The 12,389-nt window shown below is 41.6% G+C and carries 12 protein-coding genes and 1 tRNA gene; 10 read left to right on the top strand and 3 right to left on the bottom strand.

Annotated elements, in window-relative coordinates:
- The first annotated feature begins 267 nt into the window (after positions 1–267).
- On the top strand, positions 268–738 hold the full coding sequence (locus tag H3V01_RS02645) for a hypothetical protein (protein ID WP_198185907.1): 471 nt from the start codon (positions 268–270) through the stop codon (positions 736–738).
- Between the two features lie 175 nt (positions 739–913).
- Here the strand turns inward: H3V01_RS02645 and argH are convergent, their stop codons facing one another.
- Positions 914–2,296 (bottom strand): argininosuccinate lyase, encoded by a 1,383-nt coding sequence (argH, locus tag H3V01_RS02640; protein ID WP_084564532.1) that lies wholly within the window; start codon positions 2,294–2,296, stop codon positions 914–916.
- Positions 2,297–2,419: 123 nt separating this feature from the next.
- Entirely contained in the window at positions 2,420–3,535 is a 1,116-nt protein-coding gene (tgt, locus tag H3V01_RS02635) for a tRNA guanosine(34) transglycosylase Tgt (RefSeq protein WP_198185906.1), read from the bottom strand.
- Between the two features lie 241 nt (positions 3,536–3,776).
- Here tgt and thrS point away from each other — a divergent pair, with 241 nt between their 5' ends.
- The 9 genes from thrS (at position 3,777) to H3V01_RS02590 (ending at position 11,871) form a co-directional block, all read left to right on the top strand.
- A complete protein-coding gene (gene thrS, locus H3V01_RS02630; protein ID WP_198185905.1) occupies positions 3,777–5,684 on the top strand; it encodes a threonine--tRNA ligase in 1,908 nt (635 codons plus the stop codon).
- Between the two features lie 7 nt (positions 5,685–5,691).
- On the top strand, positions 5,692–6,225 hold the full coding sequence (gene infC, locus H3V01_RS02625) for a translation initiation factor IF-3 (protein ID WP_080690443.1): 534 nt from the start codon (positions 5,692–5,694) through the stop codon (positions 6,223–6,225).
- 287 nt (positions 6,226–6,512) lie between these two features.
- The gene (gene rpmI / locus H3V01_RS02620; RefSeq protein ID WP_025330522.1) at positions 6,513–6,710 is read left to right on the top strand and encodes a 50S ribosomal protein L35; all 198 of its coding nucleotides are present in this window, start codon (positions 6,513–6,515) and stop codon (positions 6,708–6,710) included.
- A gap of 12 nt (positions 6,711–6,722) precedes the next feature.
- Positions 6,723–7,079 (top strand): 50S ribosomal protein L20, encoded by a 357-nt coding sequence (gene rplT, locus H3V01_RS02615; RefSeq protein ID WP_025330521.1) that lies wholly within the window; start codon positions 6,723–6,725, stop codon positions 7,077–7,079.
- A 276-nt stretch (positions 7,080–7,355) separates the two neighbouring features.
- Positions 7,356–8,345 carry a phenylalanine--tRNA ligase subunit alpha gene (gene pheS, locus H3V01_RS02610; RefSeq protein ID WP_078474578.1) on the top strand — a complete coding sequence of 330 codons (990 nt, stop codon included), beginning with the start codon at positions 7,356–7,358 and terminating at the stop codon, positions 8,343–8,345.
- 341 nt (positions 8,346–8,686) lie between these two features.
- The gene (gene pheT, locus H3V01_RS02605) at positions 8,687–11,044 is read left to right on the top strand and encodes a phenylalanine--tRNA ligase subunit beta (RefSeq protein WP_198185904.1); all 2,358 of its coding nucleotides are present in this window, start codon (positions 8,687–8,689) and stop codon (positions 11,042–11,044) included.
- A gap of 102 nt (positions 11,045–11,146) precedes the next feature.
- A complete protein-coding gene (locus H3V01_RS02600) occupies positions 11,147–11,449 on the top strand; it encodes an integration host factor subunit alpha (protein ID WP_025330518.1) in 303 nt (100 codons plus the stop codon).
- Complete coding sequence (locus tag H3V01_RS02595; RefSeq protein ID WP_078474580.1) at positions 11,433–11,759, top strand: hypothetical protein; 327 nt, start codon at positions 11,433–11,435, stop codon at positions 11,757–11,759. The genes H3V01_RS02600 and H3V01_RS02595 overlap by 17 nt, the downstream gene beginning before the upstream one ends.
- A 35-nt stretch (positions 11,760–11,794) precedes the next feature.
- Positions 11,795–11,871: transfer RNA gene (locus tag H3V01_RS02590), tRNA-Pro, on the top strand.
- Positions 11,872–11,948: 77 nt separating this feature from the next.
- Here the strand turns inward: H3V01_RS02590 and tssE are convergent.
- The gene (gene tssE / locus H3V01_RS02585) at positions 11,949–12,356 is read right to left on the bottom strand and encodes a type VI secretion system baseplate subunit TssE (protein WP_051506417.1); all 408 of its coding nucleotides are present in this window, start codon (positions 12,354–12,356) and stop codon (positions 11,949–11,951) included.
- Positions 12,357–12,389: the final 33 nt, after the last annotated feature.

The raw sequence follows: 12,389 nt of genomic DNA, 5'->3' as shown, positions 1-12,389 counted from the left end.
TTAATTTAAAGGAATTTCTATGTAGCTGAAATTTAAAAAATGTTTTTTTATATTCGCAGTTGTAGAAATAGTTTCTTCATGTAGCCATATAATTGAAAACTCACTAGATACAAAACCATCTACCCATGCATCAGATACCATACCTGACAATAAATAACAGGGATATTCAACCACCAATATCACAGGAAACCATATCTGATATCTCTGTATCAGATTTATTAAAAAATTTACCCGATTATACATCTGATAGCTACGCCGCCGATCGAGATGTCTTCAAAAAAGGTAAATATTCATGACAGTTATGCAGCAATTAATCCCAGTGCTTTCAAAAAGGTAAATGTTGACAAGTACAGCAAAAGGCTAAAGGCAAAATATCAGCTCACGCCGAATACAGATAATATTGCAAGCTTGAAACATAATACTACATATCTTGATAATCTGAATATTTCTACGATATTAAAAGAAAGGTTATACAAAGCATATCCTGATAGTAAATATAAACCTGAGTTAGACGCTGCTGTAAAGAATATAGCTGCTTCATTATCTGATAGAAATAATTTTTTTATAAATAACCCAGATCAATTCGAATATCAATTTCTTCCAATGGTAAGCGATTTCTATTTTGATTCAAACGGAAAATTCATTAGTATAAGCTATCGGATTAAGATTCAAATAGAAATCAAAAATATAAACAAACCAATAAAAATAATTGTACCAATAGTATTCAGAGCCAAATAATATAATTATCTGAATTAATACTTTAAGCCAGTATGCACTGCATACCGGCTGTTTGATCCTGACAAATTATTCAGAGGAGATAATTTGAATTTAAATCCAATAATATAAATCAGACAAAAATATCTGACCCGTATTTTTAATATCCTCATAACCAGCTAAGCTGGTTTAACAAACGCTAAACCGCCTGCAAATACTGACGCCAGCGAGCAACCTGTGCGCGTACCTGAGCCGGCGCAGTACCGCCAATATGATTACGGGCATGAAGACTGCCCTCAGGAGAAAGTACCTGATAAACGTCTTCTTCTATCAAGCCGGAGAAAGACTGTAATATATCCAGCGGTAACTCACTCAATTCCCGTTGCTGCTCTTCTGCCAGCCGGACAGCACGTGCAACGACCTCATGACTATCGCGAAAAGGTAAACCTTTTTTAACCAGATAATCAGCCAGGTCTGTTGCTGTTGCAAAACCTTGCAAAACTGCCGCACGCATATTTTCAGGTTTAACGCTAACACCGCGCATCATCTCTGCGTAAATACGCAAAGTATCTGTCAAAGTATCAACTGTATCAAAAAGCGGCTCCTTATCTTCCTGATTATCTTTGTTGTATGCCAGTGGCTGTGATTTCATTAAAGTAATCAGCCCCATCAGATGTCCTACAACTCTTGCGCTTTTTCCACGTACAAGCTCAGGTACATCGGGATTCTTTTTCTGCGGCATGATACTGGAACCGGTACAGAACCGGTCGGCAATGTCAATAAAGCCAAAACGCGGACTCATCCAGTAAATTAATTCTTCACTCAGACGGGAAAGATGTACCATCAGAATGGATGCTGCAGCAGTAAACTCAATGGCAAAATCGCGATCAGACACTGCATCCAGAGAATTCTGGCAAATTTCTTCAAAACCAAGTAATTGAGCAGTTATCTCGCGTTGAATAGGAAATGTCGTTCCGGCCAGAGCAGCCGCACCCAATGGCATACGGTTTACACGATGACGGCAGTCCAGCATCCGTTCACTATCACGCCCCAGCATTTCCACATATGCCAGCATATGGTGGCCGAAGCTTACAGGCTGAGCTACCTGCATATGAGTAAAGCCCGGCATCACCACCTCTGCATTTTTATCGGCCAGATCAACCAAAGCAGATTGTAAATCTTTAATTAACAGAACAATACTGTCTATTTCATCACGCAGCCACAAACGAATATCTGTAGCAACCTGGTCATTACGACTACGTCCAGTATGTAAACGTTTACCGGCATCCCCTACTTTCTGAGTCAGTAAATGTTCTACATTCATATGAACATCTTCCAGATCTACTGACCAGTCAATTTTACCGGCAGCAATTTCTGCCAGGATTTCCTGCATACCGGTTTTAATTGCTGCAAGATCTTCTGCACTAAGCACGCCAGACTGATGCAGCATCTGTGCATGCGCCAGAGAACCCTGAATATCACATTGTGCCAAACGTTTATCAAAAGTTATTGATGCTGTGTACTGTTTAACCAGTTCACTTACCGGTTCATGAAAACGGCCTGACCAGGCTTTTTCACTCATACTTGCTCTCCACTATAACTCAACAATATTCAAAAAATTTACTAACTGCAGATTATAACCACTAGCCTGACATCATTTGCCTCTATCATATAAAGACAATAGTCGCTACCGTGCTTTTTCTGATCACAATACACCCCGGGCACGCTCAGCATGAAAGCGTGTTTGAAAATCTTCGAATTTACCAGCTTCAATAGCCAGACGCATTTCTGCAATCAGTATCTGATAATAGCGCAAATTATGTATCGTATTTAACTGTGCACCCAGAATCTCACCCACACGCTGTAAATGATGCAGATAAGCCCTGCTGAAATTGCGACATGTGTAACAGTCACAGCTTTCGTCCAGCGGACGCTGGTCATGCCGGTATATGGCATTTCGGATTTTTACATCACCAAAACGGGTAAATAGCCAGCCGTTGCGCGCATTGCGGGTAGGCATAACACAATCAAACATATCAATGCCGCATGCCACACCGTATACCAAATCTTCGGGTGTACCTACTCCCATCAGATAATGTGGCTTATGTGCCGGAAGTTTAGGTCCGATGGCACGCAAAATACGGTACATTTCAGGTTTTGGCTCACCCACAGACAGCCCGCCTACAGATAATCCGGGGAAACCGATTTCCTCCAGTCCGGCCAGTGATTGTTCTCGCAGATCCTCGTACATTCCACCCTGAACAATACCGAATAAAGCATTCGGATTATTCAGGCGTTCAAACTCATTTTTACTGCGTTCAGCCCAGCGCAAACTCATTTGCAGGGATTTTTCAGCTTCTCTGGCACCTACATTTCCATCAGGACATTCATCCAGCTGCATGACAATATCTGAATTGAGTACCGTCTGAATCTGCATAGAAATTTCAGGAGACAAAAACAGCTTGTCGCCATTAATGGGACTGCGGAAAGTACAGCCTTCTTCTGTTAACTTACGCATTTGTGCCAGTGAAAATACCTGAAAACCACCGGAGTCTGTCAGTATTGGCCGGTTCCAGCCAATAAAATTATGTAATCCGCCAAAATCACGGATAACATCAAGTCCGGGTCTGAGCCACAGATGAAAAGTATTGCCCAGAATAATCTGTGCCTTGATTTCTTCCAGATTACGCGGCGACATAGCCTTAACTGAACCGTATGTTCCTACCGGCATAAATACTGGTGTTTCCACCGTACCATGATTCAACTCCAGAATACCACGACGCGCAAAGCCATCGGTGCGCTTTAAAGAAAATTTCAGCATATTAAATAATTCAGAGGCAAAAATTATGACAGAATATATTATTATAGCCTAAAGCACCACATTTCGACGACCAAGCATTGCCAAGCAAAATCCAAATCGCTAAAATAAATTATTTAACAGAAGCAAAAGTGCACTTAAGTAACTTTGGCTTCTATTTACCCTTAATAAATATAATCAAAAGCAGCCATTTGATTTTCTCACTTGTATTAAGCGAGTCTGGTCTGTTGTTTGTGGAGTATGCATGCTGAACATCACCCTGCCTGACGGCTCTGTCCGTCAGTTTGAAGCGCCATTAAGCATAGCTGACATTGCCGCTTCCATAGGTGCAGGCTTAGCCAAAGCCGCAATTGCCGGAAAGATTAACGGCAAACTGGTAGATACATGTGATCAGGTAACAGAAGATGCTCAAGTCAGCATCATTACAGCCAAAGATAAAGAAGGTGTCGAAATCATTCGTCACTCCTGTGCACATCTGGTTGGTCATGCCGTTAAACAATTATATCCGGAAGCCAAAATGGTTATCGGACCGGTAATTGAAGATGGCTTCTATTATGACATCTGGTACGAGCGTCCGTTTACACCCGAAGATATTGCTGCAATCGAAACTCGCATGAAAGAATTGATTGCACAAAATTATGATGTAATTAAAAAAGTTACCCCGCGCGAAGAGGTAATTAATGTATTTAAGCAGCGTCATGAAGATTATAAGCTGCGCCTGATTGAAGATATGCCCGATGAAAAAGCTATGGGTCTGTATTACCATCAGGAATATGTAGATATGTGTCGCGGACCACATGTCCCTAATACTCGCTTCCTCAAGAATTTCAAACTGACCAAGCTTTCAGGTGCCTACTGGCGCGGCGATGCTAAAAATGAACAGCTGCAACGTATTTACGGCACCGCCTGGGCCAGTAAAGAAGATCTGAATGCTTACATCCGGCGTATTGAAGAAGCAGAGAAACGCGATCACCGCAAACTGGCAAAACAAATGGATTTATTTCATTTGCAGGATGAAGCACCGGGTATGGTATTCTGGCATCCCAAAGGCTGGTCACTGTGGCAGGTTATTGAACAGCATATGCGTCGCGAGCTGTCTGCTGCCGGCTATCAGGAAATCAAAACACCCATGATTATGGATCGCACATTATGGGAAAAATCCGGTCACTGGGATAACTACAAAGAAAACATGTTTATTACTGAATCAGAAAAACGTGTTTATGCTGTAAAACCCATGAACTGCCCTGGTCACATCCAGATTTTTAATCAGGGGCTGCGCTCATATCGTGATTTACCGCTGCGTCTGGCCGAGTTTGGTTCTTGTCATCGTAATGAACCTTCCGGTGCCCTGCATGGCCTGATGCGCGTACGCGGCTTTACTCAGGATGATGCGCATATATTCTGTACCGAAGATCAGATTGTCAGTGAAGCAAAAGCATTCAATGAACTGGTAATGCGCATTTACCGTCAGTTCGAATTTAATGATGTAGCGGTTAAATTATCCTTGCGTCCGGAAAAGCGCGCAGGCTCTGACGCCATCTGGGATAAAGCTGAACAAGGACTGCGTGATGCACTGACAGCCTGTGGTGTAACCTGGGAAGAGCTGCCCGGAGAAGGCGCTTTCTACGGACCTAAAGTAGAGTACCATATTAAGGATGCATTAGGCCGCTCATGGCAATGCGGTACCATTCAGCTGGATTTCGTTCTTCCGGAGCGGCTGGGTGCAGAATATGTAACAGAAGAAAACGGACGAGCCCGTCCGGTAATGCTGCATCGCGCCATTCTGGGTTCACTGGAACGCTTTATCGGCATCCTGATTGAACATCATGCAGGTGCATTTCCACTGTGGCTGGCACCTGTACAAATGGTAATTATGAATATTACTGAAGCACAAACCGAATATTGTCAGCAACTTGCCACGCGATTAACCGCAGAAGGGTTCCGCGTGCATTTAGACTTGCGTAATGAGAAAATTGGATACAAAATCCGAGATAACAGTACGCAACGCCTACCCTATCAACTGGTTATAGGCGAGAAAGAAAAACAGGACAACAAGGTTGCCGTTCGCAAACGCGGCGGTGAAGATCTGGGTCAGATGGATATTGAAACATTCATTAGCCAGCTGAAACAAGAAGCCTTGTCTCTTCATTAAACCGTGAATAAGGAGTACGACCATCGCTCAAGAACGCGAAGCACGCATCAACGGTGAAATCACCATTAAAGAAGTGCGTTTGATTGGTCCAACTGGAGAACAGTTGGGTGTAGTATCGACTCAGCAAGCCCTGAAACTGGCCGAAGAACACGATGTGGATCTGGTGGAAATTGCCCCCACCGCCAAACCGCCCGTCTGCAAATTAATGGATTTCGGTAAATTCAAATACGAGCAATCCAAAAAACGCGACGAGCAACGCAAAAAGCAGAAACAGGTACAGGTTAAGGAAATTAAATTCCGGCCTGGTACCGATGAAGGTGACTATCAGATTAAATTGCGTAACATTGTTCGCTTTTTGACTGACGGTGATAAAGTAAAAGTTACCTTACGTTTCCGCGGACGCGAAATGGCACATCAGCATCTGGGCACAGAACTACTCAAGCGTATTCAGGCTGATTTAATCGAAATTGGTACCGTTGAGCAGTTTCCAAAAATGGAAGGTCGCCAGATGGTAATGATTATTGCAGCGAAGAAAAAATAATCATTAACCGGAATTTCAGCCTGTCTTAAAAAAGTCTCATTTTATCTCAGTAAAATGAGATTTTTCATTTTATTAAAAACACAAATAATAACTTAACAAATCCGGATATATCTGGTCATAAGTTATTAACGCTATATTGTCTTAGCAGTACAGATATATTATAATCCGCTTCTTGTGCATCGCCGCTGTGCATGAATCAAATTTTAAGCGGCAAAAACCGTGGTGTGCGGGTTAAAGTGCTGAATTCAGCCACCCCTCGCCTGATCAAACAACAATGGAGTTTTCCCATGCCGAAAATGAAATCCAAATCAAGCGCGAAAAAACGCTTTAAAGTATTGGGTAACGGTGGTGTAAAACGCGCTCATGCGTTCAAACGTCACATTCTGACGAAAAAAACCACCAAAAACAAACGTCAATTGCGTGGCACCTCTATGGTGAATGAACGCGATATGGCTTCTGTTCATAAAATGTTACCCTACGCTTAAGGAGTTTAAATTATGCCTCGCGTAAAACGTGGTGTTACCGCTCGTGCACGTCATAAAAAAGTTTTAGCGTTAGCCAAAGGCTATCGTGGTCGTCGTAAAAACGTCTATCGCATTGCCAAACAGGCAGTAATGAAAGCCGGTCAGTATGCTTACCGTGACCGTCGTCAGCGTAAACGTCAGTTCCGTCAGTTGTGGATCGTTCGTATTAATGCAGCAGCCCGTCAGAATGGTTTGTCTTACAGCAAATTCATGAATGGCCTGAAAAAAGCTGCCATTGTTATTGATCGCAAAGTACTGGCTGATCTGGCTGTATTCGATCAGGCTGCATTTGCTCAATTGGCAGCACAGGCAAAAGCTGCTTTGGCCTAACAGACAAAAAGCTTAGCAAAAAGGAAACTTCGGTTTCCTTTTTTTGTATTTCTGCTTTAGTAAAAAATTTCCATCATTGTTCCATCAATATTTAGCATTGTTGAACAGATGAATTTCGCGCTAAAATAATCTTTTAGTACATACTTTATTATAAATTGTTATATAGCTCATTTAAGATCTGATATACGGTAATCGATAAAATACTGCTGCCATATTCAGCAAAACTAAAGAGCATCAAAACATTTTTTCATTATATTTTAAGTAAAGAATCTTGTTATGGAAAATGCCAACCGCATCGTTGCCGAAGGCATCGCTGCTGTTAATTCAGCCATTGATTTACCTGCATTAGAATTAGTAAAAGCCCGCTATCTCGGTAAAACAGGTGAACTGAATGCTTTATTAAAAACATTGGGTAAAATGTCGCCAGAAGAACGCAAAACAACTGGCGCACATATCAATGAGTGTAAAAACCAATTTCAGGATGCATACAACCGACAACGTGATGCATTAAATGAAGCAAAACTTCAGCAGCAACTGGCGGCAGAAGCGCTGGATGTTACCCTGCCCGGACGCGGACAAAATCTCGGGGGCTTGCATCCGGTCACTCTTACTTTGCAACGTATAGTAGAACTGTTTCATAGCATGGGTTTTACTGTAGCAGACGGACCGGAAATAGAAGATGATTTTCATAATTTTCAGGCTTTAAATATTCCGCCAAATCATCCGGCCCGTGCTATGCAGGATACTTTTTATGTAGAAAATGGTAACGTACTGCGCACCCATACATCTCCTATCCAGATTCGTTACATGCTGGATAAAAAAGAGCCTCCGATTCGCATTATTGCTCCCGGACGTGTATACCGCGTCGATTCAGATGCAACACATTCTCCCATGTTCCATCAGGCTGAAGGATTATGGATAGAAGAAGGCGTTACTATGGCCGATCTGAAAGCAGTCTTTACAGACTTTATCCGCCGTTTCTTTGAACGCGATGATTTACAGGTACGGTTTCGCCCTTCCTTCTTCCCGTTTACAGAACCTTCAGCAGAAATTGACATCATGGGTGAACGCGGCTGGCTGGAAGTAGGCGGCTGCGGCATGGTACACCCCAATGTATTAAAAAATGTCAATATAGATGCAGAAAAATATACAGGTTTTGCCTTTGGCATCGGTCTGGATCGCTTTGCCATGCTTCGCTATGGCATTAATGATTTACGCCTATTTTTTGATAATGACCTGAATTTTCTTAAACAATTTCAGGATTAAGATTACTGATCATGTAACTGACAGGTAATACTGAGCGGACTAAATCCCGTAAATATAGCGATTAAGTAGTTAGATTTTACATTCAGCCAGTTATCAATAACTGATTGTACAGAATACCGGATAGCGCACTGAAAATGAATTTCTCAGATTTAACCGACCGGAAACTGCCAGAAAATTATTTAGTCCAATTAAGTAACCTGAACTAATTTCATTAATCAAAGATATTAATTCCAAAAGTAAAAAAAGCGTTTGTAAGGCTTTATAATCGTGTCACTGAGCATGCCTGAATCAGCCTCCGAACTTTTGGATTAAACCGAAACAGAATATATACTGGAAGCATCATGCAATTTTCTCAAAATTGGTTATATTCATGGATTAACCCTGAATTATCTGCACAAGAGCTGGCACATTTATTAACCATGGCCGGACTGGAAGTAGAAGAAACCACCCTGGCTGCCCCTCCATTTCATGGGGTGGTCATCGCCGAAGTTAAATCTGTAATCAAACATCCGGATGCAGACCGTCTCAATATTACACAGGTTGATGCCGGTACAGGAGAACTGATACAAATCGTTTGCGGTGCCCCTAATGTACAACCGGGAATCAAAGTACCTTGTGCATTAGCTGGTGCTGTCTTACCGGGTGATTTCAAAATCAAACCAACAAAAATGCGCGGACAAGTCTCTAACGGAATGCTGTGTTCTGCCAAAGAATTAGGTTTACAAGATGAAGTAAACGGCTTACTGATTCTGCCTGCCGATGCACCAGTCGGCAATAATATCCGCGATTATCTCAATCTGGATGATTCTCTGCAAACCTTAAAAATCACACCTAACAGAGCAGACTGCCTGAGTATAAAAGGCATAGCACGTGAGGTAGGTGCTTTAACCCAGAAACCACAAAATCCAATAGAGATTGTTACTAATCCATCAACACTGGATGCCAGCCAGCCTGTCATCATCGAAGCACCAGAAGACTGTGGCCGCTTTATTAGCCGGATAATTCGCGGAATTAATATTAATGCTGTAACACCTGCATGGTTAAAACAGCGGCTCGAACGCAGTGGCCTGCGTAGCATTAATCCACTGGTTGATATAGGTAACTATGTCATGCTTGAGCTGGGCCAGCCAATGCATATGTTTGACGAAGATAAAATCTCCGGCAAACTGATCGTGCGCCGTGCCTACGAAGGTGAAACACTAGAATGCCTCAATGATAAAACCGTAATACTAAGCAGTAACACACTGGTAGTAGCTGATGAAAAACAAGTTTTGAGTATTGCCGGATTAATGGGTGGTGTTGACAGCTCAGTAACAGACAGCACGCGTAATGTTGTGATTGAAAGCGCATGGTTTACCCCGGATATCATTGCCGGAAAAGCACGGCAGTATGGATTCGGTTCAGATTCATCATTCCGTTTTGAACGCGGAGTAGATTTTAATTTACAACAACAAGCCATTGAACGGGCAACTACGCTAATAAAAGAAATCTGTGGTGGTGAAATTGGTGCAATTACAGAAGCAACCGGTAATCTGCCTGCAGTTAAACAGGTAAAAGTACGTACAGCAAGAGTAGCAAAAGTATTAGGCGTTACCATTGACTCAGCCAGAATTGCCATCATCCTGCAGCATTTAGGGCTGGAGCCGCAAGCTTGTGAAGATGGCTTTACCGTTACCTCACCCAGCTTCCGTTTTGATATTGAAATCGAAGCCGACCTGATAGAAGAAATTGGCCGCGTGTATGGTTATGAAAATATCCCCAATGATCATACCAATGGCAAATTGAACATGGTAGCTTTGCCGGAAACACAAAAGCCACTGTTTAGTGTTTACCATCAACTGGCTAATAGCGGCTATCAGGAAGTAGTCAGCTATGCATTTGTAGAAGAAGCATGGGAACGCGATCTGGCTGGTAATACTGATCCGATTCGTTTACAAAATCCGATAGCCAGTCAGCTCAGCGTTATGCGCTCTACTCTGTTTGGCGGCTTGATTGAAATATTACATAATAATCTGAACCGTAAACAAAACAGAGTAAGATTATTTGAAGTAGCACGTGTATTTCAAAAACAAAACCAGCAATATACACAAACCACAAAAATTGCCGGTTTAGCTTATGGTTCTGTCTTTCCTGAGCAATGGGCAGTACCCACTCGCAACACCGATTTCTATGATGTCAAAAATGATGTTGCAGGCCTGTTAAGTGCGCATAAAGTAAATTATCGCGCAGCACAGCACCCTGCACTTCATCCGGGCAGAACTGCTGAAATTATCATTGATAATAAAGTAGTTGGTGTTATTGGTGAATTGCATCCGCGCTGGACACAAAAATACGACCTGCCCTTGTCGCCTATTTTATTTGAGCTTGATTTAAGTGCTGTTCTGGCACAAGCCAGGATTACTTATCAGCCAGTATCTAAATTCCAACCGGTACGGCGTGATCTGGCCTTTATCATCTCCGAACAAACTACTGCTGAAGAGCTGATCAATGTGTTGTCTACTGTGAAACATCCAGCCATTCAGGAAATATCTGTTTTTGATGTTTATCGCGGTAAAGGTATGGCGGAAAATACGAAAAGTCTGGCGGTCAAAATTATTTTACAAAGTACAGAACAAACCTTAACTGATGAAGAAGTTGAAGAAATAATGACAAAACTCATTGATACAGCAGCCACAATTGGTGCACAATTACGTACTTAAAAAATTCAAACTGGGCAATTTGCCTAGTTAAAAATTTACATACTTGAAAACAAAAACTAATTTAGGGATAATAATGCCCTCTTTAATGAAAGAAATTCTGATATGACGCTGACAAAAGCTGAACTTGCTGATATTCTAGTTGAAAAAGTTGCCGGCATGAGCAAACATGATGCCAAAGAAATTGTTGAACTATTCTTTGAAGAAATTCGCAGTACTCTTGAAAAGGGCGAACAAATTAAAATTTCCGGCTTTGGTAATTTCCAGTTGCGTGATAAACCGCAACGTCCGGGACGTAATCCAAAAACTGGGGAAGAAGTACCTATTTCTGCCAGACGCGTTGTTACTTTCCACGCATCACAAAAATTAAAAGGTATGGTTGATCACTATAATGGAAAACAAGCCTAAGCAGTTGTTACCCATACCAGCACAGCGGTATTTTACTCTCGAAGAGCTATGCCGCCTTGCAGACATCAGTGCCGAGCAATTCTCTGTCTGGCAACAGACACATGGCATTATTGTAGGCTATGGCGGTAAGCACTATACCCGTGCTGATGTGATTAAAGTCAGACAATTGCGCGACAGCTTTACACCATATATAGACCCATTTACACGTAATCAGGTAGATGCTGATGGTAATCCCGTCATTAATGCACTGGAAACCCGTCAGCAAATTGAAAAAGTAGTAGATAACCTGAATAGTGTACTTGCTAAGTAATACGATTACTTTTATAATCGCTTCCTTTACAAAGTCGGAGTGTGGCGCAGTCTGGTAGCGCACTTGCATGGGGTGCAAGGGGTCGAAGGTTCGAATCCTTTCACTCCGACCAAAAAATAAATACAGCCTAAGTGGCTGTATTTTTATTTCCTATGATTCATATAAACATCATTCAATACTAAAAATCGATTATCTGAATACCTTAACTGCTTCATGCCCATCAAATGTGGTTGAAAATCGAATATAACCAACCTCTTTTAATTGGCATAATAATTCATAAGCAATAATAAAATCAGTAGATTTATTTTCAACTATTTGAATTTGTAATGCCTGTACGCGTGGTTCATATTTTAATAAAGTAAAAGTAATATATTTCTGTAATACAGACAAGCTGGAAGGCAAATGACGATAAATAATGCTTAAATCTGGTAATCCGTAATCAGGTATATGTTTAACGCTACCACGCCGAGTGTTTAAAATACGCTCAATATTATTCATAACGCTATAAATATAGCGTTCTTTAAGATCCAGAGTAATTAATGGAACATCTCCAGAAAAATTCAAAGTAATTTTCTCTAATAAAGACGCATCAATCATAATAAATTTATTTACACCTTCATAATATGTAAT

Origin of the sequence: Snodgrassella sp. M0351 (assembly GCF_016100575.1) — a bacterium.
Lineage (GTDB): Bacteria > Pseudomonadota > Gammaproteobacteria > Burkholderiales > Neisseriaceae > Snodgrassella > Snodgrassella alvi.
The sequence above is the reverse complement of the archived record's forward strand: the minus strand, read 5'-3'. Positions and strand labels throughout refer to the sequence as shown.

Coding starts and splice junctions, on each gene's coding strand:
- argH (WP_084564532.1), bottom strand. CDS start 2,296: ATGAGTGAAAAAGCCTGGTCAGGCCGTTTTCATGAACCGGTAAGTGAA.
- rplT (WP_025330521.1), top strand. CDS start 6,723: ATGCCTCGCGTAAAACGTGGTGTTACCGCTCGTGCACGTCATAAAAAA.
- pheT (WP_198185904.1), top strand. CDS start 8,687: ATGCAATTTTCTCAAAATTGGTTATATTCATGGATTAACCCTGAATTA.
- H3V01_RS02600 (WP_025330518.1), top strand. CDS start 11,147: ATGACGCTGACAAAAGCTGAACTTGCTGATATTCTAGTTGAAAAAGTT.
- rpmI (WP_025330522.1), top strand. CDS start 6,513: ATGCCGAAAATGAAATCCAAATCAAGCGCGAAAAAACGCTTTAAAGTA.
- thrS (WP_198185905.1), top strand. CDS start 3,777: ATGCTGAACATCACCCTGCCTGACGGCTCTGTCCGTCAGTTTGAAGCG.
- H3V01_RS02645 (WP_198185907.1), top strand. CDS start 268: ATGTCTTCAAAAAAGGTAAATATTCATGACAGTTATGCAGCAATTAAT.
- tssE (WP_051506417.1), bottom strand. CDS start 12,356: ATGATTGATGCGTCTTTATTAGAGAAAATTACTTTGAATTTTTCTGGA.
- tgt (WP_198185906.1), bottom strand. CDS start 3,535: ATGCTGAAATTTTCTTTAAAGCGCACCGATGGCTTTGCGCGTCGTGGT.
- pheS (WP_078474578.1), top strand. CDS start 7,356: ATGGAAAATGCCAACCGCATCGTTGCCGAAGGCATCGCTGCTGTTAAT.
- H3V01_RS02595 (WP_078474580.1), top strand. CDS start 11,433: ATGGAAAACAAGCCTAAGCAGTTGTTACCCATACCAGCACAGCGGTAT.